Below are 22,645 nucleotides of genomic sequence, written 5' to 3' on the forward strand. Positions count from 1 at the left end.
TTTGGCATTAAATGGCGGTTTTTCTGATATTCACCTGCATTGCTGTGCAATGGTGGTGATTTTGATAATTATTATTGTTTGATATGGATCAAACTTTTTGGCTCATGATAATCATGCAAGGGAGAAACAAGTGAAGGGCAAACCTTCCCGCGCCAAATTCTGGTTTTTGCTGCACAGCTGGCTGGCGATGCCGATCTGGGCGTTTGTGTTCTTTGTGTGCCTGACCGGCACGCTGGCTACGGTCAGTCAGGAAATCAACTGGCTGGTTGATCCGGCCTTTCGGGCCAACAAGCCATCTGCTGAGGCACAAGCGATCGGCTTCGATGGTGCGCTGGCGGCCCTGCACAAGTCTGATCCTGCTGCCGATGTGCAATGGATGATGCAGACCGAGGATTACTTTGCGATCCAGGCGCGCGTGACCTACCCGGATGCTTCCTCGGCCACGCTGTACGTCAATCCTTATAGCGGCGCGATCCAGGGCAAGGCGCCGGAGATGTCGCTGCGTGGCTTCTTGCGGGCACTGCATGGCTGGTTGCTGATTCCGTTCAAGGGCGGAACCAGCATCGGCTGGTATCTGGTTTCCGCCTTGTCGATCCCGCTGCTGGGTTCCCTGATTACCGGGCTGATCGTCTACAAGAAATTCTGGCGCGGTTTCTTCAAGTTCCGCATCCGCTTCTCGCAGGGGGCGCGCGTGGCATGGGGCGATTTCCATCGCCTGGCGGGCGTTTGGTCGCTCTGGTTCATTGGCGTGATCGCCATCACCGCACTCTGGCTCTTGATCCAGGCCGTGATGTGGACCGCGCGGGTGTCGATTTCCACGGCCGGACCGCCGGTGATGGTGGCGCGCGAAGAAGTGCCGATCGTACAGCCGGGCCAGCCGGTTCCGCGCATTGCCCTGAGTGAGGCCATGCAGGTCAGCCGCGAACACATGCCGGCCGGTTTCACGCCCAAGTATGTGGGCATTCCTTCCAATGCCTACAGCCATGTGCGGGTGTGGGGACGCAGCGGTAGCTGGCCGCTGTTGTACGAGTGGACCAGCGTGAATCCGTATACCGGCAATGTGGAAGACAGCCGCAAGTTGTCTGATCGCTCGAAGCTGGAGCTGGTGACCGAATCGATGCGGCCCTTGCATGCCGGCGATTTCGGCGGCTTGTGGGTGAAACTGATCTGGGCTTTCTTCGGCTTGCTGCTGAGCATGATGGTGCTCTCGGGCATGCTGATCTGGACCAAGCGCACCGCGCAGGCCACGGCAGCCCTGCGCAAGAAACGTGCACAACTCGCCGGAACCCCAGATGAACTGGCGGATGAACTGGCTGTGCAGGAGGGCGGGCAATGAGTGCACACGCGATGGTAAATGCAGGACCCTGGCGGCAGCGCTGGCTGCGCTGGCGCTTTCACCTGTGCGTGCTGGTGCTGCTGGTGCCGGTATTTTTCTTTACGTCTTCCATGAACGAAGAGCGACTGGATAGCGGTTTGCGCGGGCTGGGCATGCGTGAATTGCCCGAGCAATCCGTTGGTCCGTGGCGTGTGCGTCTGGCTGAAAAAACGCTGATGGCGCCCACCGCTGATGGTGAAGCCGGCCATACCAAACCGTTCGTGGCGGCGTTCTGCCAGGCGTGTATTCCCGAGATTCGTGCGGCCTACCTGCGTATCGGCAAGCCGCGCAATGTACGTTCGGCCGGCGCGCTGTTCTACGGCAGTCTGTACCGCTCGGAGGTCTATCTGGTGGTGCCGCCCACGCTCAGATCGGCTGATCAGATCTGGCTGACGGCGGAAGGCTGGGATGGCAGCGTGCATCAGACCTCATGGCCGATCGAAACGGCTTCGCCGACGCTTTACACCTGGCTCAAGCAACAAGGAAAAATCGAGTGACCAAAAAAATTCTGATGATGGTGCTGCTGGCCTGCGCCACCCAAGCCTATGCCCACAACCCGGTCTGCCGTTGCAGCAAGGCCGGTTCTGACAGCATTCGGTGCGTGGGCGGTTTTTCCGATGGCAGCGCGGCGCCGGGCGTGAAACTCGATGTGATCGGGTATGACGAAAAGATATTGCTGGCCAGCAAGCTGGGCGCGGATTCCTCGCTCACCTTCAAAAAGCCGAAGGGCGAGTTCTACATCCTGTTCGATGCCGGTCCTGGGCATGTGGTCGAGATCGATCACACGGCGGTGCAGTAATGCAGCAAACCATCAAACCCGCTGGCGCCGGACACGAAACCCTGCTGGTGCTGGCCTTGTGTGCGGCCATCGTGATCGGTGCCGGTGGCGTGATCGCATTGCGCCAACCGCCCGTGCAGCATGCCGTGGCCGATACCCATGTGCTGGATGCCCGGCGTGATCTGAATGCGGCCGAGCAGGGCGTGTTTGCCGATCTGCGCGTGGCATTCGACGAGATCGCCATGCAGGCTGAGGGTGAAAAGTGGCCGACCGTGGCGGCATTGGCCGAGAGTGGCCTGCCGCCGTTCGTGGCTGATGTCTCGGCTCTGCGGCGCGGCGGGCATGGCTGGCAGCAAATCCGCTCGGGTGAAATCACGGCCTATGCCGGCATGAGCGCTGACAGCAAGGTGGCGGGGTCTTTGCTGCTGCGCCTGCCTGTGGCCGATGGCCATCCGCATGGTGGCGAAGCCAGCGAGCCGGATATCTGGCTGGCGCGTGCCAATACCTTGCCGATTTCGCTGGATGACGCGGCACTGACCGCAGCCGGCTGGCAACGCGTTGCCGTGCAGTTCGATGCCGGCGTTACCCGCCAGACAACGCATCCCTGACCTTCTGGTGCATTGCTGTAGGTCGGAATTTTCCCTCTCCCCAACCCTCGCCCGCTTGCGGGAGATGGAGAAAAACGGTGGCCTGGCCAAGAGTCACCCCTCGCCCGCTTGCGGGGGCTGGGGGGAGGGAGATGCGCCGTGGTGTGCCTGCGCCGGGCTGGAAAGATGAAATTTAATCGGGTCGTATCCATAGCGAGAATATGAGCATGAAATTTTTTGATCGTTTTACCCGTCCGTTGGCACACAGACTGGCCCTGCTGGGTGCCGCCATCCTGCTGGCCGCCCCGCTGGTGCAGGCCAAGCCGCTGCGCATCGGCGTGACGCTGCATCCGTATTACAGCTACGTGGCCAATATCGTCGGCAAAGCTGCCGAAGTGGTGCCGGTGATTCCGGCCGGTTTCAATCCGCATGCCTACGAACCACGCGCCGAGGACATCAAGCGCATCGGCACGCTGGATGTGTTGGTGATGAACGGGGTCGGCCATGATGACTTTGCCGATCGCATGGTGGCCGCGAGCGAAAAGCCCAGGCTGCCCGTCATCGAAGCCAATGCCAATGTGCCGCTGCTTGCCGCGACCGGCACGGCGGCGCGTGGTGGTGGGCAGGGGCCATCGGGCAAGGTGGTGAATCCGCATACCTTCCTGTCGATCACCACGGCGATTGCGCAGGTGAACACCATCGCGCGCGAGCTGGGCAAGCTGGATCCGGCCAATGCGACGACCTACACCGCCAATGCGCGCACTTACGTGCAGCGCCTGCGCAAGCTGCGCGCCGATGCGCTGGCCAAACTGGCGGCGGCACCGGGCGCGGATTTTCGCGTGGCCACCATTCACGGTGCCTATGATTACCTGCTGCGCGAATTCGGCCTGGAAGTCACCGCCGTGGTCGAGCCCGCGCATGGCATCGAACCCAGCCCGAGCCAGCTCAAGGCCACCATCGACCAGTTGAAGAAGCTCGATGTGCAGGTATTGTTCTCGGAGATGAATTTCCCCTCGACCTATGTCGATACCATCCGGCGCGAAACCGGCGTGCGCCTGTATTCGCTCTCGCACATTTCCTACGGTGAATACAGCGCCGGCAAGTTCGAGGAAGACATGCGCCACAACCTCGATACCGTGGTACGCGCCATTCAGGAAGCCAAGCCATGAGCCTGCCGCGCGGACCACAACTGCAATTCGACAAGGTAAGCCTCACGCTCGGGCGCACCGATATCCTGCGCGAAGTATCGCTCAATGTGGCGGCCGGCAGCGTGCATGCGCTGGTCGGCCCGAACGGCGGCGGCAAGACTTCGCTGGTGCGCACCTTGCTGGGCCAGACGCCGCATTCAGGCTCGCTGACGCTGCACTGGCCGGGAGCAGAGCCGGGCGTGATCGCCTACGTGCCGCAGGCGCTGGATTTCGACCGTGGCCTGCCCATGACCGTGGATGACGTGATGGCAGCCATGACGCAGCGCCGCCCGGCCTTCTTCGGTCTCTCGCCCCGGTGCAGCCGCGAAATCGGCGATGCGCTGGCGCGCGTGGGCCTGCAGGATAAGCGCAAGCGCCGCATGGGTGCGCTTTCCGGGGGCGAGCGCCAGCGCGTGTTGCTGGCACAAGCCCTGATTCCGCAACCCGATCTGGTGGTGCTGGATGAGCCGATGTCGGCACTCGACGAACCGGGCGCGCGGATATTTGCCGATCTGCTGGCCGGCTGGCGTGCCAGCGGCACCACCGTGTTCTGGATCGAGCACGATCTCGATGCCGTGTCGCGCTTGGCCGACCGGGTCACGGGGCTGGCCCGCCAGGTATTGTTCGATGGCCAGCCTGCAGAGATGCTGGTGCCGGAACGTCTGCTGGGGTTGTTCTCCAGCCATGGCAGCACAGTGCCGGCAGCCGGCAGTGCCAGGCATGTTGCACTGGCCGAGCTGGCAGGGGAGGCCGTATGAACGCACTCTGGGATGGCCTGCGCGAGGTGCTGCAAGGCATGGCTGGCGCGGGCTGGTTGCCGGCTTCGCTCACCTACGGTTTCGTGGTCAATGCCGTGATCGCCGGGCTGATGATCGGCCCGGTCCTGGGTGGGCTGGGCACGCTGGTGGTGGTCAAGCGCTTTGCGTTTTTCTCGGAAGCCGTTGGCCATGCCGCGCTGACCGGCGTGGCGATCGGCATCCTGCTGGGCGAGCCCTATACCGGCCCGTACGGCAGCCTGTTCGGTTATTGCCTGCTGTTTGGCATCGGCCTCAATTTCCTGCGCAACCGCACCGGGCTCGCGCCCGATACGCTGATCGGCGTGTTCCTGTCGGTGTCGCTGGCGCTGGGGGCGAGCCTGCTGCTGATCCTCTCCGGCCGGGTGAACGTGCATATCCTGGAAAACGTGCTGTTCGGCTCGGTGCTGACGGTGAATAACGCCGATTTGTCGGTGCTATGGATCGTGGCCGTGCTGGTGTCTGCGCTGGCCTTGCCGTTCTACAACCGCCTGATGCTGGCCAGTTTCAATCCGCAACTGGCGGCGGTGCGTGGCGTGGCGGTGAAGGTGCTCGATTACCTGTTCGTGGTGCTGGTCACCATCGTGACCGTGGCAGCCGTAAAGGTTATCGGCGCGATCCTGGTCGGCGCACTGCTGGTGATCCCGGCAGCGGCTGCGCGCCTGGTCAGCCATTCGCTCAAGGGCTTTTTCTGTGTGTCGGTCGCAATCGCCACGCTGGCGACGCAGGCCGGCATCCTGCTGCCGGTGCAGTTCGATCTGCCGGTGCCCTCGGGCGCGGCGATCATTCTGGCCGCCGGCATCTGTTTTCTGCTGGCCGCGCTTGCGCGCAGCGTGGTGCCGGCTTTCAAGGGAGGTGTGGCATGAGGTTTTTCAGAAATTGGCTTGCGCTATTGGCGCTGTTGGTCGCTTGGCCGGCCCACGCGGTTACCGTGCTGGCCGGTCATCCGGTGCTGTTCGCGCTGGCACAGGATCTGGCCGGCGAGAAAATCAGCGTGGTGCGTGCCGCACCCGAGAACATTCCGCCCACCCGGCTGAATGCCTACCTGACCACGCGCGGCGAGGCCGCATTCAAGGCCGCTGCGCAAAGCACCGATGCCGTGCTGACGCTGCGCTCGGTCTGGCCGGAAGATCCGCTCTATCCGCTGGCGCGGCGCAGCAATATCCGCGTGGTGGAAATCGATGCCGCCAACCCGGTCGATGGCGCCTTGCCCGGTATCGCATTGCATGCGGATAAACCCGCTACCGTCAGTTATCCCTGGCTCGATCCGGTCAGCCTAGGGCGCATGGCCGATATTCTGGGTAACGAGCTGGGCAGGCTGGCGCCAGAAGCCAAGCCTGCCATTGCCGGCAAGCTGGCCGCATTCAAGCGCCGGCTGATCACGCTCTCCACCCGGAATGAAATGGCTCTGACGAAAGCTGCCAATGTCAGCGTGGCCAGCCTCTCGCCCAAGTTCGATTATCTGGCCAGCGGTTTGAATCTGGACCCGGTGATGGTGGATGTGGAACACCTGGCAAAAAGCCTGGATGAGTTGAAGCCGGCCCTGTTGCTGGCGGATGGCGAACCGGAGGAATCTGTAGTGCAGGCTGCCCGCGCAGCCGGGGTGAAGGTCTTGGCCTTGTCTGCAACAGGGCGCGATCCGGTGGCGGAGCTGGAGCAGTTGAGCAGGGCGGTGGTGGAGGCGTTGAGCCACTAGTTTTCTATCCCAGGCAGCCGGGTTTATGCGCCATCAGGCGCTAATCAGGTTCCAGCTTCACTTCGCCAGTGAACGCTGCCAGAACCCCACATCCACATAACGCCCGAACTTGAACCCTGTACCGGGAAAGTGGCCGACCTTGGCAAATCCGAGTTTTTCATGCAGCGCCACGCTGGCCTCGTTCGGCAGGGCTAGGCAACCGATCACCTCGCGGTAATCCCGCGCACGGATCGCTTCGATCAACGCGGTGTACAGCACTTTGCCATGGCCCTTGCCGGTGGCGCTGGCATCGAAATAGACCGAGGTTTCCACTGTACCGTCGTAGGCCTTGCGCTCGCGGAATTTGCCGTAATAGGCATAACCGACGATCCGGCCGGTGTCGTCCTCCATCACCAGCCAGTCGAAGGCTTGCTGGATCTTGGCGATGCGCCCGGCGATTTCCTCGGGCGTGACCGGATCGTATTCGAACGTGATGACCGTATCGCGGATGTACGGGTTGTAAATGTCGGCAATGGCCTTGGCATCGGCCTGGGTGGCGGGGCGAATCTGCATGGTTATTTCTTGGGTTGGGTCCACGGTTCAACTTTGGCTGCAGCAATCCATTCCTGCATGGCCGGCAAGGCCAGTATGGTATCTACATAGGCCTGCGCGGCGCCAGACAGGGGAATCCCATAGGTGACAAAGCGCGTGGCGACCGGCGCATAGAAGGCATCGGCCCAGCTGAAGTTGCCGAACAGGAATGGGCCACCGCTGCCAAAGCGATCGCGGCATTCGGTCCAGATCGCGATGATGCGATCAATTTCCGCTTGTGCTTCCGGTGTGATCTCGGCTTGCAGGCGTGCGCGGATATCCATGTTCAGCATATTGCGCAGGTTGGCAAACCCGCCGTGCATTTCGGCGCAGACCGAGCGTGCCATGGCGCGGGCTTCGATGGTTTTGGGCCAGAGTTGTTTTTCCGGATATTTTTCCGCGAGATATTCGGCGATGGCGAGCGAATCCCAGATGCGCAGGGTGCCGTCGGCCAGCAGCGGTACCTTGCCGCTGGGCGAGTAGACCAGCCGTTTGCTGCGGGCATTTTCCTCATACAGCGGCAGCAGGATTTCTTCGAATTCGATACCGGCGACCTTGAGGCCCAGCCAGGGGCGCAAGGACCAGGAGGAGTAGTTCTTGTTGCCGATGACGAGTTGCATGCGGAGAGCTCCTTGTTGGGTGCGGGATGGGGTACTTTACCGGATTGGTACTGGTGGCGTCATGCGAGTGCTGCAGGGGACGGGATGGTCTGGATTGCGCGGAGCATGGTGGGTAGGTTTTATGCGCCATTCGGCGCGTTGATTCAGGTGCCGGTTCCGCCCGGCTTGGCGTGATACTTTCTTTGCTTCTGCTGTAGGTCGGGATTCATCCCGACTCTCCTGCTGTCGGGTTAAAACCCGACCTACAATACTCCTCGGCGGCCTTGAAGGGGGGTGGGGTGTTCTTGCCAACGTTTGCGTGCTTGATGTGTTATGCAGAATCACCCCTCCCCTTCGCCGCCACGATCTTCGAGAAGCGCAAGGGAACCCGAAGGGCGTGGCAGCGGGGGCGCCTTCTTTTGGTTTCTTTTCTTGGCGAAGCAAGAAAAGAAACTCGGCCGCCGGGACGAACTCCCGGCCAACCCAAGCATCGATGGCAAGCTGTGGGCCGAGTTTCGATGCGGTTTTTCAGGATGAATCCCGAATGAAACGAAAGTATCACGCCAAGCCGGGCGGAACCGGCACCTAAAACAATGCGCTGCAGGCGCATAAAACCCGCCCTCTCCCCGACCCTCTCCCGCAAGCGGGCGAGGGAGCAGTTGGTACTCGGGTTACACCTTGCATGCAAGGCTAACCCTCACTATCAGGCCCAGCTCAGAAATCCACGGTCGCCGTCAGGCTATAGGTGCGTGCATTGCCCGCCACCAGATAGCCATACCCCGGATAACCGCCGACCGAAGCCCAGTAGTTCTTGTCGAACACGTTATCCACACGGGCGCGCAGTGTCACCATCTGGCCGCCGATCTCGGTGATGTAGCGTGCGCCGATATCAAAGCGTGTCCAGCCCGGTACTTTCAGCGTGTTGGCGGCGTTGGCATAGCTGGAGCCGGTGCTGACCATGCGCACATCGGCACTCACGCCGCTCAGGCCCGGAATATCCCATTCCACGCCGAGATTGCCCTGCGCGGACGGTACGCCGATCACTTTCTTGCCATCGGTGGCGCCGCCCTTGGTGTTGCGCTGTTCAGCATCGAGCAGCGTCAGGCCGCCGAGCACGCGCAGGCCGCGCATGGCTTCGCCCCAGACCGAAATTTCCAGGCCGCGATGGCGGTCTTCGCCATAGGTGCCATAGATATTGGTGACCGAATCGAGATAGCCGCTGGGTTTGCTGGTGGTGAACAGTGCAATGCTGGTGCCCAGATTGCCGGCATCGTACTTGGCGCCGATTTCCTTTTGCTTGGAGACATACGGCGCCAGGACTTCGCCGGCATTCAGTGCCGTGCTGCCGGCAGTACCGCCGCTGGCGAGCGATTCGATGTAGTTGGCATACAGCGACAGGTTCTTCAACGGCTTGAATACGATGCCTGCGGCCGGGGTGAGCTTGTTCTTGTCGTATTCGGAAGTCTGTGCACCCGTGTTGTAGTTGTAGCCGCGGGTATGGATGTTCTGGTGGCGTGCACCCAGCGTGAGCAGCAGGCGGTCATCCAGCACGGAAAGCGTATCGGAGAGGGCAAAGCTGGTGAATTGCTCCTTGCGCGTCAGCCCCGGCGATTCCAGTATGCCGCCATAGAAGCCAATGGTGGTCGGGTAAGTCACCGGGCTGAAGTTGTAGATATTGGTGGCCAGTGCGCCAGAAGTGCTCCATTGATACGAATTCTTGGCCTTGAGCTGGTAGGTTGAACCGGTGGCCGCCAGCGAGTGCTTGATTGCGCCGGTTTCGAACTTGCCCCGCACGCCGGCTTCGCCACTGATCACACTGTCATGGCGGCGGTTGTCGGCGCGATAGGTGGTGGCGGCACCAGTTGTCGCGTTGGTGACGGTCGGGTTGGCCAGTGAATTGTCTTCATCGGTTTCGCGGGCGCCCAAAGCCGCCCAGGCCGTGACGTTGTCGCTCAGGTCCACTTCGCCGCGGAAGGCGCCAAAGGTGTCGCGTTCTTTCGAGTAGCTCCACGGCTGGGCGTAGTTGCTGCGGCTGTCTGGTGCGGCCGGTACGCTGGTGACGCTGCTGCCCAGCGTGACATTGGGGCGGGGCGATTCGAGCGAGAATTCCTGGTGACCGACATCGGCAGAAAGCCGCACATGGTCACCGCGCCAGTCATAGCCGATCGAAACCAGATTCACGTCCTGCTTCTCGTTATCCACGGCGGTATCGCCGCTGCGGCGTACCGCATTCAGGCGCACGCCGTGCGCCTTGTCCTCGCCGAAGCGGCGGGCCAGATCGGCTGCGGTATATATCTGGCCGCCGCTGCTCACGCCTGCGGTAACACGGTTCAGGTCTTCCTGCGGCGCGCGCTTGGGCAAGAGGTTGACCGAGCCGCCGATTGCGCCACCGGCCGGCGCCGCGCCATTCAGGAAGGCATTGGCGCCGCGCAGCACTTCCACGCGCTCGAACAGTTCGGCCGAGACATACTGTCGTGGCAGCAGGCCGTACAGGCCGTTGTAGGCGACTTCATCGGAGGCCAGCAGGAAACCGCGGATAAAGTAGGATTCCTGGAAGTTGCCAAACCCGCGCGCAACACGCACGCCCGGGTCGTTCTGCAGCACGTCGCCCACGCTGTGCGCATGGCGATCCTGGATCAGCTCGTTGGTATAGCTGGTGGCGCTGAAAGGCGTATCCATCAGGCTTTGCGTACCGAGAAAGCCGATGCGCGCGCCGGTGGCAACCTGGCCGCCGGCATAAGCCGGGCTCAGGCCTTCGGCCGAGGCATCGGCGCTGGCGGTGACCGTGACGATGGCCAGTGTCTTTTCGGTGGTTTCGGTACTGGTTTGGGCCATTGCGGTGCTGGCAAACGAAGCCAGTGCCATATGAATGGCCAGTGCGAGCGGCCAGCGGGTAATGCGTTCCGGCATGGGAAATCCTTTATGACATGCGAAATTTGAGCAAAAGGATCCCCTGCGCACCGGTTTGGGCGCGCGGAGATCATGTCAGGGGAATCAGGGTTTGGAGGTGTTGGGGTCGGTGACGAAGCCGATGCGGGTCAGTCCCTGGCTGGCGGCGGTCGACATGACCTGCGCCACTTTTTCATACGGCGTGGTGCGGTCCGCGCCGATATGCAGTTCGGGTTGCGGTTGCTGCAGGGCAGCCTCGGAGAGCTTGGCGCCGAGCTGATCGGCCTCGATCCTTTCGCCATTCCAGAAGATCTGGTTGCTGGCATCGATATTGAGCTGGATGCTGTCCTGCTTGCTGGTGTTGGCCTCTGAGCTGGCCTTGGGCAGGTCGACCTTCACGGCATGCGTGAGCAGCGGTGCGGTGACCATGAAAATGATCAGCAGCACCAGCATCACGTCGATCAGCGGCACCATGTTGATCTCGGCCAGGGGTTCGCCTTCGTCGCCACTCTCGAAACTTGCAAACGCCATGTCAGTGCTCCTGCGCCAGTATCATGCCGGCTTCGTGGCGGCCGGCGCGTACCAGTTCCAGAACCCGTTCGCTCGATTCACGCGCATCGGTGCGCATCGGCGAAGATTTCACGCCGGTCGAGAGGAAGGCGAACACATCGTGGGCAAACGCGTTCAGCCGGCTCAGCGTGTTGCGGTTGATGCGGGCAAAGGCGTTGTAGGCAATAGCAGCAGGAATCGCAACGGCCAGGCCGATGGCAGTCATGATCAGCGCCTCGCCCACCGGGCCGGCCACCTTGTCGAGCGTGCCCTGGCCGGAGATGCCGATGGCAATCAGTGCGTGGTAGATGCCCCAGACGGTACCGAACAGGCCAATGAACGGCGCGGCAGAAGCCACGGTAGCCAGAAATGCCTGCCCGAATTCCAGATGCGCGCGGTCTTCATCGATGGCGCGTTTCAGGGCGCGGGTCAGCAGATCGTCGGGCGAGCCGGTGTCTACCAGGCTGAGCGAGCCTTTGCCCTGGCCGGTGCGATAGCGGTTGACCTGCTCGATCGCGGTGAAGCCATGATGGACCAGATGCGAGAAGGGTTCGATTGCCCCCTTTTCGCGAATGCGTGAAGCTACTGCCTCCAGATTGGGTGCATCCCAGAAATCACTGAGAAAAGCGCGGCTGCGCTGGTTCATGCGCCAGGCGCGAATCCCCTTGCTTGCGATCAGGTACCAAGTACCCACGGAGGCCAGTGCCATCAGACCGAGCACGAAAAGCGCCACGCCATCGGCATTGGCCAGGAAATGGGCAAAGCCCATCGGGTTTTCCATATCAACCTCTCAAATTGAACACAATGGGAACAACCACCCAGGCGGCCACGGCTTCATCGCCGCGCCGCGCGGGCACAAATTTCCAGCGCTGCACGGCATCGAGCGCTGACTGGTCCAGGCGGCTGGAACCGCTGCTGGTACGGATTTCGAGTTTGCTGGGCAAGCCGTTGCTTTCCACGAACACGCGCAGCATGACGCGGCCTTCTTCGCCCAGACGGCGGGAAATGGCCGGGTAGGTGGGCGCGGGGTTCTGCAGGTAGCCGGCATCGAAACGTGCCTGAACAAACGGTGCTGCATCCGACGTGTTTTTGCTGCCAGCATGCGCTGCGCCCGATTCGGTCGCAGCAGGGGCCGGCGTCGACGGTGCGGGTGGTGCAAGGGCTGGGGCTTCCACTGCTGCTGGGGCCATACTGACGGGCATGGCCGCAAGAACCGGTGCCGGCTTCGGTGGTGCAGGTTTCGGGCGCGGCTGGGGTGTGATCTTCGGTTGTGGCTTGGGCGGTTCTGGTGCAGCCATCGGCATGGCCTGCGGGGCAATCATGCGCACCGACAGTACGCTGGGTGTACTCTTCTGCAATTGTGATGGTGCCATCAGCAGCGCAAGAACGCCTACGTGCGCCAGAACGACAATGGCGATGGTTTTGGCCGACAACGGTTGATTGGCGTATGCGCGGCTCGGTCCGGCAGATAGGGCAAGTAAAGGCATGCTGAGATGTGTTTAAACAAGAATCATTATCATAACTAATCGAAACAATCTGTTTGCTGATGTGAATCAAGGATCAGATCGCATGAGGAAATACCGGTTACTGACAATTTCAATTGTAATGATAATTATTATCAATTGCAATTTATTGTGAGGAGATTTCTGAGAACTTGTTCACGCTTTGTGGCGAGAAGCCGTCAGCGGGATGAAGCGCAGTGCAAAAGCCGGAACATACAGGAAGTACATGAGGACGAAGCACTACAGGAGTTTTTTGAGCGGCACATGAGCCCCGACCACGGTTTCGGATCGTGAACAGGCTCTGAGGAGGAATTAAAACACAACGGGTGCCAGAGGCACCCGTTGGAAGTTGGAACAGATCAACCCGGAACGAATTTTCAGCCCAGCTTCTTTCTGAGCAGTTCGTTGATGACAGCCGGGGGGGCCTTGCCCTTGGCAGCCTTCATGCACTGGCCAACCAGAGCGTTGAAGGCTTTTTCCTTGCCGGACTTGTATTCGGCCACCATGGCTTCATTGGCAGCCAGTACGCTATCGATCAGAGCCTCGATCGCGCCGGTATCGGTTTCCTGCTTGAGGCCATGTTCTGCGATCAGCTCATCGGCGGTCTTGGCGGATTCCCACATCCATTTCAGCACGTCCTTGGCAGACTTGTTGTTGATGGTGTTGTCGGAAATGCGCTTGATCAGCAAGGCCAGTCGTTCCGGCTGAATCGGGCAATCGGCAATGGTCTTTTCTTCCCGGTTCAGTTGCGCCGAGATTTCACCCATGATCCAGTTGCTGGCCAGCTTGGCCTCTGCGCCGGCTGCCACTGTGGCTTCATAGTAGGTGGCTGTGTTCTGGCTGGCGGTCAGGGTGATGGCATCATAGGCGGGCAGGCCGTACTGGCTTTCAAAGCGGCTGCGCATCGCGGCAGGCAGTTCCGGCATTTCGCCCTTTACGCGTTCGATCCAGTCTTCACCGATGAATAGCGGAGGCAGGTCTGGATCGGGGAAGTAGCGGTAATCGTGCGCGTCTTCCTTGCTGCGCATCATGCGGGTTTCACCGGTATCCGGGTCGAACAGCACGGTGGCCTGGTGAATCTTGTGGCCATCTTCGATCTGGCCGATCTGCCACTGAACTTCGTAGTTGATCGCTTGTTCCAGGAACTTGAAGCTGTTCAGGTTCTTGATTTCGCGCCGGGTGCCGAATTCCTTTTGCCCCATCGGGCGGACCGAGACATTGGCATCGCAGCGGAAAGAGCCTTCCTGCATGTTGCCATCGCAAATGCCGATCCAGGTCACGATGCCGTGCAGGGCCTTGGCATAGGCCACCGCTTCTGCGGCTGAACGCATGTCGGGTTCGGATACGATTTCGAGCAGCGGTGTGCCGGCGCGATTCAGGTCGATGCCGGTCATGCCATGGAAATCTTCATGCAGCGATTTGCCCGCATCTTCTTCCAGGTGGGCGCGGGTCAGGCGCACCGTCTTTTCATAGGCGTCGCCCTTGGCCGGCTCGACGCGGATGGTGATATCACCATGCTCGACTACCGGCAATTCGAACTGACTGATCTGGTAGCCCTTGGGCAGATCCGGGTAGAAATAATTCTTGCGCGCGAATACCGACTTGCGATTGATGTCGGCACCAATGGCCAAGCCAAAACGGATGGCTTTTTCCACTGCGGCCTTGTTCATCACAGGCAAGGCGCCAGGCAGGGCAATATCGACCACCGCGGTTTGCGTATTGGGCGCGGCGCCAAAGGCCGTGCTCGCGGCAGAGAAAATCTTCGATTGGGTGGAGAGCTGGGCGTGGACTTCCAGCCCGATCACAACTTCCCATTGCATGGTTTTATCTCTTTAAAGCTGGGAGTGGGGAGTGGGGAATGGGGTGTTACCCCACCCGCGCCGCCGGTACTCCACATGGTTTGCCAATGACAGATTTATTCCGGAGCGGGGCTGAGTTTCTACTCTCAACTCCCCACTCCCAAATCCCTAATTATCGCTTGAACCCGGCCAGCAGCAATCCGGCCCCCACAAACAATCCGCCAAAAGCCAGGTTCAGCTTGCGGATATGTGCCGGATCGCGCAGTGCGGAAAGCACGCGCGCAGCCAGCAGCGTGTAGCCACTCATGACCACGGCGTCGGTAAAGAACAGCGTGCCGGTGCAGATGGCGTATTGCACGAATTGCGGGCCGTGCGGATCAATGAACTGCGGCAGCACTGCCAGCATGAAAATGATGCCTTTCGGATTGCTGGCGTTGACCAGAAAGCCCTGCATGAACAACTGGTGTGGCGATCGTGCATTTTCCATGCTCATTTCCATCGGTTTGGCTTCAGCGCGCCATTGCTGGATGCCAAGCCAGACCAGATAGGCCACACCGAACCACTTGATCAGGTTGAATGCCAGGATCGAGGTGGCCAGTACCGCGCCCAGGCCCATGGCCACGATCACCACCAGCAGCAGAATTCCGGCCTGCAGGCCCAGAATGTTCCACACGCTCTTGCGGTAACCGTAGCGCATGCCGGCGCTCATGCAGGAAATGGCACCGGCACCGGGCGACAGGCTGATGAGCCAGGATGCGGCAAAGAAGGCGAGCCAGGTATGCAGTTGCATGGTTTACAGTGCCGGCGCGCGGGTATGCCAGTCGGTGGCCAGCTGGAACTGGTGCGCCACATTCAGCATTTTTGCTTCGCTGAAATAGTTGCCGATAATCTGCAGGCCAACCGGGCGATTGTTGCTGCCAAATCCCACCGGCACGCTCATGCCGGGCAGGCCAGCGAGGTTCACGCCCAGCGTGTAGATATCTTCCAGGTACATCGCTACCGGATCACTGTTTTTCTCGCCCAGATTCCAGGCGGTAGTCGGTGCCACCGGGCCCATGATCACATCGCACTGGGCGAAGGCTTTCTGGAAATCCTCAGCGATGATGCGGCGGATCTTCTGGGCCTGCAGGTAATAGGCGTCGTAGTAGCCATGGCTCAACACATAGGTGCCGGTCAGAATGCGGCGCTTCACTTCCCAGCCAAACCCTTCGGCACGCGATTTCTCGTACATGTCGGCCAGGCCGTCGTACTCGGCGGCACGATGGCCATAGCGTACGCCATCGAAGCGCGACAGGTTCGAAGAGGCTTCGGCTGGTGCGATCACGTAGTAGGAGGGAATCGCCAGCCGGGTATTGGGCAGGCTGATCTCGACCACTTCCGCGCCAAGTTTCCTGTATTCGGCAATCGCGGCTTCGATCGCTGCGGCGACATCGGCAGCCAGACCTTCAGCAAAATATTCGCGGGGCAGGCCGATTTTCAGGCCGGTCAGCGGCTGTGCCAGATCGCGTGCGTAGTCTTCCTGGCCGCGCTGCAGGCTGGTGGAATCGCGCTCGTCAAAGCCGGCCATCACGTTCAGCAGCAAGGCACAATCTTCGGCGGTTTGGGCAATCGGGCCGCCCTGATCCAGCGATGAAGCATACGCCACCATGCCGAAACGGCTGACCACGCCGTAGGTCGGCTTGATGCCGGTCACGCCGCAAAAAGCGGCTGGCTGGCGGATCGAACCGCCGGTATCGGTGGCGGTGGCTGCGGGTGCTAGGCGTGCTGCCACGGCGGCGGCGGAACCGCCCGAGCTGCCGCCAGGCACTGCGCCCAGGTCCCACGGGTTCTTGACCGCGCCATAAGCGCTATTTTCATTGGACGAGCCCATGGCGAACTCGTCCATATTGGCGCGACCCAGCGTGACCAGCCCGGCCTTTTTGCACTGTTCGACCACATGGGCGTCGTAGGGCGAGATGAAGTTGTCGAGCATCTTCGAGCCACAAGATGTCTTCCAGCCCTGCTGGCAGAAAATATCCTTGTGGGCGAGTGGCACGCCGGTCAGCAGGCCAGCGCTGCCCGAAGCGCGCAGGGCATCGGCAGCCTGTGCTTCGGCCAGGGTTTTGTTGCGGTCAACGGTAATAAACGCGTTCAGCTGCGGGTTCAGTGCATCGATACGGTTCAGGTATTCCGTGGCCAGTTCAACCGCTGAAACCTGTTTGGCAGCCAGGCTGGCTGCCAGCGCTTTGAGAGTGGCATTCAACATACGATTGGCAGGGCAGGGCAGGGTATGCCGCCACCCTTTCTCCCTTATTCAATAACTTTGGGTACCAGATACAGGCCGGCTTCCACGGAAGGTGCCACGGCCTGGAAATCGGCGCGGCGGTCGGGGACGGTGGCAACATCTTCGCGCAGTCGCAGCATCACATCCTGGGCATGCGCCATCGGTGCGATACCGGTGGTGTCGACCGCGCGCATTTCTTCGATCAAACCGAAAATACGGTTCAGTTGTTGCTGTGTTGCGGCAAGTTCGTCGTTGGTCACGGCAATGCGTGCCAGCTTGGCAATACGCCGTACGTCGTCAATAGACAGAGACATGGCTGGTTTTTCCTGTTGATTCTTCAATTTAGCCAAGCCGATAGGGTATCATAGCGGGCTTGTTTATCCCAATCGCGCGCATGGCGCCGAACCTTATCCCGAATTCCCGGTCGTAGCAGCCTGTTGCGGCCTTGAACCGAATATTTGTGCGAGATTTTTCATGTTTGGATTCCTTTCCGGTTATTTTGCCAACGATATTGCTATCGACCTGGGCACTGCCAATACGCTGATCTACATGCAAGGCAAGGGCATTGTGCTGGATGAGCCATCGGTGGTGGCCCTGCATCAGCAAGGTGGCCCCAACGGCAAGAAAACCATCCTGGCCGTTGGCACGGAAGCCAAGAAGATGCTGGGACGTACGCCCGGCAGCATCAATGCGATCCGGCCGATGAAAGATGGTGTGATCGCCGATTTCACCATTACCGAGCAGATGCTCAAGCAGTTCATCAAGAAGGTGAACCCTTCGCGCCTGTTTTCCAGCCCTCCGCGCATCGTGATCTGCGTGCCGTGCGGCTCGACCCAGGTTGAACGCCGTGCCATTCGTGAATCGGCCCTGGGCGCTGGCGCCAACAAAGTGGCGCTGATCGAGGAGCCGATGGCAGCTGCAATTGGTGCCGGTTTGCCGGTGGAAGAGGCAACGGGTTCCATGGTGGTCGATATCGGTGGCGGCACCACCGAGGTGGGCGTGATCTCGCTGGGCGGTATTGTTTATGCCAGTTCGGTGCGCGTGGGTGGCGACAAGTTCGATGAATCGATCATCAACTACATCCGCCGTAACTACGGCATGCTGATCGGTGAAACCACCGCCGAAGAAATCAAGAAGTGCATCGGTTCGGCCTTCCCGGGTACCGAAGTGCGTGAAATGGAAGTCAAGGGCCGTAACCTGGCTGAAGGTATTCCGCGCGCATTCACCATTTCTTCCAACGAAATTCTTGAGGCGCTGACCGAGCCGCTCAACCAGATCGTCTCGGCCGTGAAACAGGCGCTGGAGCAGACACCGCCGGAACTGGGCGCCGACATCGCTGAAAAAGGCATGGTACTGACCGGTGGCGGTGCCTTGCTGCGCGACCTGGATCGTCTGCTGATGGAAGAAACCGGCCTGCCGGTGATCGTGGCCGATGATCCGCTGACCTGCGTGGTGCGTGGATCGGGCAAGGCGCTGGAAAAGCTGGATACCGTCGGTACCATTTTCGCAAACGACTGATTTGGAATCTGAAGCGGTGTGGCGGGGAGCGAATCGATTGGCTCCCCGTTTTCCGCTTCCCATGCTCCCGCTGATATGCAATCCACCCAGCCCACCTTTTTCAAGCAGGGGCCCAAGCCGCTTACCCGCCTGCTGATTTTCTCGCTGCTGTCGCTTGCCCTGATGGTGGGTGATGCCCATTACCAGATGCTGGGACGGGTGCGCGAGCATGTTTCTGTCGTGCTTTACCCGCTGCAGTGGTTGGCCACCGCGCCGTTTACCCTGGTGCGCGAAGCCGGCCAGTTCTTCACCCGTCAAACCGAATTGCTTGCTGAAAACAAGCGCCTGAACGATGCGCAGCTCACGGCCGCCATGCAGGCGATGCGCCTGAAACAGCTGGAAATCGAGAATGCGCGCCTGGTCGAGCTGAATGAGGCACGGCGCGGTCTGCCGCAGGCCAGTCAGTTGGCCGAGGTGTTGTATAACGGCCGTGATCCGTTTTCCGCGCGTCTGATCATCAATCGCGGCGAACGTCAGGGCGTGCAGGATGGCCGCATCGTGGCCGATGCTTCCGGCCTGGTCGGGCAGATCGTGCGGGTACAACCTCAAACCAGCGAGGTGCGCCTGCTGACTGATCGCGGCCACCTCGTGCCGATCGTGGTCGAGCGCAATCAGCTGCGGGCGGTCGTGTATGGCATGGGGCGCAACCTGCCGCTGGAAGTGCGCAACCTCTCGCCCAATGTCGATATCGTGGAAGGCGACAAGCTGCTGACATCCGGCATTGGCGGTTTGTACCCTGCCGGCTTGCCGGTGGCGCGGGTGGTACAGGTCGATCGCCAGGGCGCCTATGCCCGTATCGTTTGCGAACCGGTTTCCGGGATCGAACAGCACCGGTTCGTGCTGGTGCTCGATGCCGTGCCGGCGTTGCCGCCGTACCCGGCTCAGGCCTCCGTGCCTGTCGCCAAATCAGTGCGAAAGGGTTCCTGATGCCGGTTTCCCGCCAGATTCTGCGTCCGATCAGCATCGGATTGATACTTTTCACTTTTTTGGTCGCCTTGCTGCTCAATCTGCTGCCATGGCAGATGGCACAGTCCGATTTCGTGCCGGATTTTGTGGCGCTGTTCCTGATTTACTGGGCACTGAATCAACCGCGTCGTGTCGGCATAGGCACAGCTTTTCTGCTGGGCATCCTGATGGATGTGGGCGATGGCGCGATATTGGGGCAGCATGCGCTGGCCTACGTGCTGATCACTTTTCTTACCCTGTGGCGGCAGCGTCAGATTGCCGTGGCACCGTTCTGGCAGCAGGCATTGTGGGCGCTGTTGTTGCTGCTGCTCTCGCAGCTGCTGATGCAGTTGGTGCGTTCGGTGCTCGGCGCTACGGTTGCCGGCTGGAGTTATTTTGTCGGACCGTTGTTGACGGCCTTGCTGTGGACCCCGTTGTCGAACCTGATGCTGCTGCATCAACGCCGTGACGTGCGCGACGAGTTATGAGAAAGCTGTTTCGCTCGTACGGCAGTTCAGCCAGCATCATTTCGCGCGCCGCTGGCAGTGTGCTCAACAATACGCAGCAGATGCGCTATGCCTTCCTGCTGCGCGTTGCTGTGGCACTGCTGTTTATCGTGGTGGCATTTGGTCTGCTGTTCACGCGTTTTTTCTGGTTGCAGGTGGTCAAGCATGACGAATACCGCACCCAGGCCGAACAGAACCGCATCTCGCTGGTGCCGGTGCAGCCGCCGCGTGGTCTAATCCTGGATCGCAATGGCGTGGTGCTGGCGCACAATTTCGCTGCGTATACCCTGGAAATCACGCCGTCCAAGACCCAAGGACTGGAAGACACAATCAATCGTCTGGCCGAACTTGTCGATATCCAGCCGCGTGACAGGCGCCGCTTCAAGAAACTGCTTGATGAAACCCGTGATTTTGAATCGTTGCCTATCCGCATCCGTTTGTCGGATGAGGAGGTAGCGCGTTTTGCCGCGCACAGCTACAAGTTCCCGGGCGTTGAAATCAAGGCGCGCCTGATCCGCCAGTACCCGCAGGGTGAAGTGGGGTCGCATCTGATCGGCTATATCGGCCGGATCAACGATGCCGACCTGAAAGACATCACCGATGGCGGGCAATTGCCCAATTATCGCGGTGCCGACCACATCGGCAAGATCGGCCTGGAACAGCACTACGAGCATGTGCTGCGCGGCATGACCGGTTTCGAAGAGGTGGAAATCGATTCCGGCGGGCGGGCGGTGCGCACCTTGAAACGTACCCCGCCCAAGGCTGGCGCCAATCTGATCCTGTCGGTCGATATCGAATTGCAGAAGGTGGCCGAAGCTGCGTTTGGCGACAACAAGGGTTCGCTGGTGGCGATTGATCCGACGACCGGTGGCATCCTGGCGTTTGTTTCCAAGCCAGGGTTTGATCCCAACCTGTTCGTCGATGGTATCGATCCGCAAAACTGGAATGAACTGAATACTTCGCCGGATAAACCGTTGCTCAACCGGGCTTTGCGTGGCGAGTATCCGCCCGGTTCCACCTTCAAGCCGTTCATGGCGCTTGCGGCGCTGGAGGGCGGTTTCCGCAGCGCTTCATATGTTTATGCCGATCCGGGGTTCTACACGCTGGCCGGGCATACCTTCCGCGATGACAAGCCCGGTGGGCATGGTCTGGTCGACATGTACAAATCGATTGTCGAATCATGCGATACCTATTACTACACGCTGGCCAACCAGATGGGCATCGACAATATCGCCAAGTTCATGGCGACGGTGGGCTTGGGCGAGAAGACCGGTATCGATCTGGAAAACGAGCGTAGTGGCGTGTTGCCTTCACCCGAGTGGAAGCGCAGCCGCTTCAAGGAACCGGCCCAGCAGAAATGGTTTGCCGGTGAAACGATTTCCATCGGTATCGGTCAGGGTTACAACTCGTATACCCCGTTGCAGCTGGCACACGCCACTTCCACGCTGGCCAATCGCGGCGTCATGTTCAAGCCGCACCTGGTGCAGTTTGTCGAAAATGCCAAGAGTGGTGCACGTACCCGCATCGAGCCGCAGCCGGTCAAGACACTGCCGTGGAAGGCTGCCAATATCGACACCATTCACCGTGCCATGGTCGGCGTAAACAAGGAAGGTACGGGTGCCCGGGCCTTTGCCGGAGCCGGTTATGTCTCGGCCGGCAAGACTGGCACGGCGCAGGTGTTCAGCCTGCGTGGCGCCAAATACGTTGAAGGCGCGGTCAAGAAGCATCTGCGCGATCACGCCTGGTTCACCGCCTTTGCCCCGGCCGAAGCGCCAAAGATTGCTCTGGCCGTGCTGGTTGAAAACGGCGGCTTCGGTGCCCAATCTGCGGCGCCGATTGCACGCCAGGTGCTCGATTACTACCTGTTGGGCAAAAAGCCCAATGCGCCGGCGGCGGAGATTGCACCCACGTCGGCAGGTGATGAGGATGGGCATGCCCATGATTAAGTACTGGTTTGGGCGCTTGCTGCGCAATCTTGATCCGTGGCTGCTGCTGTTCATGCTGCTGGTATTTGCCTATTCGGTGCTGGTGCTCTATAGCGCCTCGAACCGCGATCTCGACCGGGTGTTCAACAAATTTGCCCACCTTGCGGTGGCCTGCAGCGTGATGTGGGTGATCGCCTCGATTCCGCAACAGACACTGATGCGGCTGGCCTTGCCGGTTTACGTGCTGGGGGTGGCGTTATTGCTGGGGGTGGCACTGTTTGGCGAAATCAGTAAAGGCGCGCGGCGCTGGCTGGATATCGGCATCCGCATCCAGCCATCCGAATTGATGAAAATCGGCTTGCCGATGATGCTGGCCTGGTATTTCCATCTGCACGAAGCCAGCCTGCGCTGGAAGAACTTTCTGGTGGCAGCCCTGCTGATGGGGGTGCCGGTCGCCCTGATCCTGCGCCAGCCGGATCTCGGTACCGCCTTGATGGTGGCAGCGGCCGGGTTCTATGTACTGTATTTTGCCGGCCTTTCCTGGAAGCTGATCGCGGCCATGGCCCTGGTCGGGGCTGCGCTGGTTTATGCCGTGCTGGATTGGGATATCTGCAACAACATCCTGCATGAGTACCAGTGCCAGCGCATTGCCACCATGCTTGACCCGAGTGAGGATCCGCTCGGTGCCGGTTATCACATCATCCAGGGAACGGTTGCGATCGGCTCGGGCGGGCTGCTGGGGCGCGGCTGGCTCAACGGCACGCAAACACATCTGGATTTCATTCCCGAGCGCACCACCGACTTCATCTTTGCCGTGCTGGGCGAGGAGTTCGGTCTGTTGGGCAATGGCATCCTGCTGTGCCTGTACCTGCTGGTGATCGGCCGCGGCCTGATGATTGCCAGCAAATCCTCCACCCTGTTTGGACGATTGCTGGCCGGGTCGATAGCCATGACTTTCTTTACCTATGCCGCAGTCAACATGGGCATGGTGTCCGGCGTGTTGCCGGTGGTCGGTGTGCCCTTGCCGCTGTTTTCCTATGGGGGCACGGCCATGGTGTCATTGCTGGCCGGATTCGGTATCCTGATGAGCATCAACAAGGATCGTACCCTGATCAAGGAGTAGA

23 protein-coding genes are annotated in these 22,645 nt (G+C 60.4%); 13 read left to right on the plus strand and 10 right to left on the minus strand.

Annotated elements, in window-relative coordinates; all coding sequences use genetic code 11:
- The first annotated feature begins 130 nt into the window (after positions 1-130).
- The 8 genes from AC0KVQ_RS04370 (at position 131) to AC0KVQ_RS04405 (ending at position 6,417) form a co-directional block, all read left to right on the plus strand.
- On the plus strand, positions 131-1,336 hold the full coding sequence (locus tag AC0KVQ_RS04370; RefSeq protein WP_473419907.1) for a PepSY-associated TM helix domain-containing protein: 1,206 nt from the start codon (positions 131-133) through the stop codon (positions 1,334-1,336).
- A complete protein-coding gene (locus AC0KVQ_RS04375; protein WP_473419908.1) occupies positions 1,333-1,872 on the plus strand; it encodes a hypothetical protein in 540 nt (179 codons plus the stop codon). Before AC0KVQ_RS04370 ends, AC0KVQ_RS04375 begins: the two co-directional genes overlap by 4 nt.
- The gene (locus tag AC0KVQ_RS04380; RefSeq protein WP_473419909.1) at positions 1,869-2,174 is read left to right on the plus strand and encodes a hypothetical protein; all 306 of its coding nucleotides are present in this window, start codon (positions 1,869-1,871) and stop codon (positions 2,172-2,174) included. The genes AC0KVQ_RS04375 and AC0KVQ_RS04380 overlap by 4 nt, the downstream gene beginning before the upstream one ends.
- Positions 2,174-2,761: a DUF6162 family protein gene (locus AC0KVQ_RS04385; RefSeq protein ID WP_473419910.1), complete on the plus strand. Its 588-nt coding sequence runs from the start codon at positions 2,174-2,176 to the stop codon at positions 2,759-2,761. Before AC0KVQ_RS04380 ends, AC0KVQ_RS04385 begins: the two co-directional genes overlap by 1 nt.
- Positions 2,762-2,967: 206 nt before the next feature.
- Positions 2,968-3,909, plus strand: a complete 942-nt coding sequence (locus AC0KVQ_RS04390; protein ID WP_473419911.1) for a metal ABC transporter solute-binding protein, Zn/Mn family — start codon at positions 2,968-2,970, stop codon at positions 3,907-3,909.
- Positions 3,906-4,685, plus strand: a complete 780-nt coding sequence (locus AC0KVQ_RS04395) for a metal ABC transporter ATP-binding protein (protein ID WP_473419912.1) — start codon at positions 3,906-3,908, stop codon at positions 4,683-4,685. Before AC0KVQ_RS04390 ends, AC0KVQ_RS04395 begins: the two co-directional genes overlap by 4 nt.
- Entirely contained in the window at positions 4,682-5,587 is a 906-nt protein-coding gene (locus AC0KVQ_RS04400; protein WP_473419913.1) for a metal ABC transporter permease, read from the plus strand. The genes AC0KVQ_RS04395 and AC0KVQ_RS04400 overlap by 4 nt, the downstream gene beginning before the upstream one ends.
- On the plus strand, positions 5,584-6,417 hold the full coding sequence (locus AC0KVQ_RS04405) for a metal ABC transporter substrate-binding protein (RefSeq protein WP_473419914.1): 834 nt from the start codon (positions 5,584-5,586) through the stop codon (positions 6,415-6,417). Before AC0KVQ_RS04400 ends, AC0KVQ_RS04405 begins: the two co-directional genes overlap by 4 nt.
- Positions 6,418-6,474: 57 nt before the next feature.
- On the opposite strand, the gene AC0KVQ_RS04410 is transcribed toward AC0KVQ_RS04405, so the two are convergent.
- From AC0KVQ_RS04410 to gatC, 10 genes are all read right to left on the minus strand, one after another.
- Positions 6,475-6,969: a GNAT family N-acetyltransferase gene (locus AC0KVQ_RS04410; RefSeq protein WP_473419915.1), complete on the minus strand. Its 495-nt coding sequence runs from the start codon at positions 6,967-6,969 to the stop codon at positions 6,475-6,477.
- A 2-nt stretch (positions 6,970-6,971) separates the two neighbouring features.
- Positions 6,972-7,607, minus strand: coding sequence for a glutathione S-transferase family protein (locus AC0KVQ_RS04415; protein WP_473419916.1), 636 nt, complete (start codon positions 7,605-7,607; stop codon positions 6,972-6,974).
- A gap of 693 nt (positions 7,608-8,300) precedes the next feature.
- On the minus strand, positions 8,301-10,496 hold the full coding sequence (locus AC0KVQ_RS04420) for a TonB-dependent receptor (protein WP_473419917.1): 2,196 nt from the start codon (positions 10,494-10,496) through the stop codon (positions 8,301-8,303).
- 84 nt (positions 10,497-10,580) lie between these two features.
- On the minus strand, positions 10,581-11,006 hold the full coding sequence (locus tag AC0KVQ_RS04425) for an ExbD/TolR family protein (protein ID WP_473419918.1): 426 nt from the start codon (positions 11,004-11,006) through the stop codon (positions 10,581-10,583).
- Position 11,007: 1 nt separating this feature from the next.
- Positions 11,008-11,805, minus strand: coding sequence for a MotA/TolQ/ExbB proton channel family protein (locus tag AC0KVQ_RS04430; RefSeq protein WP_473419919.1), 798 nt, complete (start codon positions 11,803-11,805; stop codon positions 11,008-11,010).
- 1 nt (position 11,806) lies between these two features.
- Positions 11,807-12,511, minus strand: a complete 705-nt coding sequence (locus tag AC0KVQ_RS04435) for an energy transducer TonB (protein ID WP_473419920.1) — start codon at positions 12,509-12,511, stop codon at positions 11,807-11,809.
- Positions 12,512-12,903: 392 nt separating this feature from the next.
- Entirely contained in the window at positions 12,904-14,346 is a 1,443-nt protein-coding gene (gene gatB / locus AC0KVQ_RS04440) for an Asp-tRNA(Asn)/Glu-tRNA(Gln) amidotransferase subunit GatB (protein WP_473419921.1), read from the minus strand.
- A gap of 151 nt (positions 14,347-14,497) precedes the next feature.
- Positions 14,498-15,115 carry a homoserine/homoserine lactone efflux protein gene (gene rhtB / locus AC0KVQ_RS04445; RefSeq protein ID WP_473419922.1) on the minus strand — a complete coding sequence of 206 codons (618 nt, stop codon included), beginning with the start codon at positions 15,113-15,115 and terminating at the stop codon, positions 14,498-14,500.
- Positions 15,116-15,118: 3 nt separating this feature from the next.
- Positions 15,119-16,570 (minus strand): Asp-tRNA(Asn)/Glu-tRNA(Gln) amidotransferase subunit GatA, encoded by a 1,452-nt coding sequence (gene gatA / locus AC0KVQ_RS04450; protein ID WP_473419923.1) that lies wholly within the window; start codon positions 16,568-16,570, stop codon positions 15,119-15,121.
- A gap of 44 nt (positions 16,571-16,614) precedes the next feature.
- The gene (gene gatC, locus AC0KVQ_RS04455; RefSeq protein ID WP_473419924.1) at positions 16,615-16,902 is read right to left on the minus strand and encodes an Asp-tRNA(Asn)/Glu-tRNA(Gln) amidotransferase subunit GatC; all 288 of its coding nucleotides are present in this window, start codon (positions 16,900-16,902) and stop codon (positions 16,615-16,617) included.
- A 160-nt stretch (positions 16,903-17,062) separates the two neighbouring features.
- Between gatC and AC0KVQ_RS04460 the strand changes: the two genes are divergently transcribed.
- The 5 genes from AC0KVQ_RS04460 (at position 17,063) to rodA (ending at position 22,644) form a co-directional block, all read left to right on the plus strand.
- Positions 17,063-18,106 (plus strand): rod shape-determining protein, encoded by a 1,044-nt coding sequence (locus AC0KVQ_RS04460; RefSeq protein ID WP_473419925.1) that lies wholly within the window; start codon positions 17,063-17,065, stop codon positions 18,104-18,106.
- Between the two features lie 75 nt (positions 18,107-18,181).
- On the plus strand, positions 18,182-19,072 hold the full coding sequence (gene mreC / locus AC0KVQ_RS04465) for a rod shape-determining protein MreC (RefSeq protein WP_473419926.1): 891 nt from the start codon (positions 18,182-18,184) through the stop codon (positions 19,070-19,072).
- Positions 19,072-19,578, plus strand: a complete 507-nt coding sequence (gene mreD / locus AC0KVQ_RS04470) for a rod shape-determining protein MreD (RefSeq protein ID WP_473419927.1) — start codon at positions 19,072-19,074, stop codon at positions 19,576-19,578. The genes mreC and mreD overlap by 1 nt, the downstream gene beginning before the upstream one ends.
- Positions 19,575-21,542, plus strand: a complete 1,968-nt coding sequence (mrdA, locus tag AC0KVQ_RS04475) for a penicillin-binding protein 2 (RefSeq protein ID WP_473419928.1) — start codon at positions 19,575-19,577, stop codon at positions 21,540-21,542. The genes mreD and mrdA overlap by 4 nt, the downstream gene beginning before the upstream one ends.
- A complete protein-coding gene (rodA, locus tag AC0KVQ_RS04480) occupies positions 21,523-22,644 on the plus strand; it encodes a rod shape-determining protein RodA (protein ID WP_473419929.1) in 1,122 nt (373 codons plus the stop codon). Before mrdA ends, rodA begins: the two co-directional genes overlap by 20 nt.
- The last annotated feature ends 1 nt before the right edge of the window (position 22,645 follow it).

Source organism: Formivibrio sp. oc-25 (assembly GCF_055810895.1).

What these genes read in the sequence shown, in the direction of transcription:
- AC0KVQ_RS04375 (WP_473419908.1), top strand. Translation starts at nt 1,333, where the DNA reads ATGAGTGCACACGCGATGGTAAATGCAGGACCCTGGCGGCAGCGCTGG.
- AC0KVQ_RS04385 (WP_473419910.1), top strand. Translation starts at nt 2,174, where the DNA reads ATGCAGCAAACCATCAAACCCGCTGGCGCCGGACACGAAACCCTGCTG.
- AC0KVQ_RS04390 (WP_473419911.1), top strand. Translation starts at nt 2,968, where the DNA reads ATGAAATTTTTTGATCGTTTTACCCGTCCGTTGGCACACAGACTGGCC.
- AC0KVQ_RS04395 (WP_473419912.1), top strand. Translation starts at nt 3,906, where the DNA reads ATGAGCCTGCCGCGCGGACCACAACTGCAATTCGACAAGGTAAGCCTC.
- AC0KVQ_RS04400 (WP_473419913.1), top strand. Translation starts at nt 4,682, where the DNA reads ATGAACGCACTCTGGGATGGCCTGCGCGAGGTGCTGCAAGGCATGGCT.
- AC0KVQ_RS04405 (WP_473419914.1), top strand. Translation starts at nt 5,584, where the DNA reads ATGAGGTTTTTCAGAAATTGGCTTGCGCTATTGGCGCTGTTGGTCGCT.
- AC0KVQ_RS04410 (WP_473419915.1), bottom strand. Translation starts at nt 6,969, where the DNA reads ATGCAGATTCGCCCCGCCACCCAGGCCGATGCCAAGGCCATTGCCGAC.
- AC0KVQ_RS04415 (WP_473419916.1), bottom strand. Translation starts at nt 7,607, where the DNA reads ATGCAACTCGTCATCGGCAACAAGAACTACTCCTCCTGGTCCTTGCGC.
- AC0KVQ_RS04420 (WP_473419917.1), bottom strand. Translation starts at nt 10,496, where the DNA reads ATGCCGGAACGCATTACCCGCTGGCCGCTCGCACTGGCCATTCATATG.
- AC0KVQ_RS04425 (WP_473419918.1), bottom strand. Translation starts at nt 11,006, where the DNA reads ATGGCGTTTGCAAGTTTCGAGAGTGGCGACGAAGGCGAACCCCTGGCC.
- AC0KVQ_RS04430 (WP_473419919.1), bottom strand. Translation starts at nt 11,805, where the DNA reads ATGGAAAACCCGATGGGCTTTGCCCATTTCCTGGCCAATGCCGATGGC.
- AC0KVQ_RS04435 (WP_473419920.1), bottom strand. Translation starts at nt 12,511, where the DNA reads ATGCCTTTACTTGCCCTATCTGCCGGACCGAGCCGCGCATACGCCAAT.
- gatB (WP_473419921.1), bottom strand. Translation starts at nt 14,346, where the DNA reads ATGCAATGGGAAGTTGTGATCGGGCTGGAAGTCCACGCCCAGCTCTCC.
- rhtB (WP_473419922.1), bottom strand. Translation starts at nt 15,115, where the DNA reads ATGCAACTGCATACCTGGCTCGCCTTCTTTGCCGCATCCTGGCTCATC.
- gatA (WP_473419923.1), bottom strand. Translation starts at nt 16,570, where the DNA reads ATGTTGAATGCCACTCTCAAAGCGCTGGCAGCCAGCCTGGCTGCCAAA.
- gatC (WP_473419924.1), bottom strand. Translation starts at nt 16,902, where the DNA reads ATGTCTCTGTCTATTGACGACGTACGGCGTATTGCCAAGCTGGCACGC.
- AC0KVQ_RS04460 (WP_473419925.1), top strand. Translation starts at nt 17,063, where the DNA reads ATGTTTGGATTCCTTTCCGGTTATTTTGCCAACGATATTGCTATCGAC.
- mreC (WP_473419926.1), top strand. Translation starts at nt 18,182, where the DNA reads ATGCAATCCACCCAGCCCACCTTTTTCAAGCAGGGGCCCAAGCCGCTT.
- mreD (WP_473419927.1), top strand. Translation starts at nt 19,072, where the DNA reads ATGCCGGTTTCCCGCCAGATTCTGCGTCCGATCAGCATCGGATTGATA.
- mrdA (WP_473419928.1), top strand. Translation starts at nt 19,575, where the DNA reads ATGAGAAAGCTGTTTCGCTCGTACGGCAGTTCAGCCAGCATCATTTCG.
- rodA (WP_473419929.1), top strand. Translation starts at nt 21,523, where the DNA reads ATGGGCATGCCCATGATTAAGTACTGGTTTGGGCGCTTGCTGCGCAAT.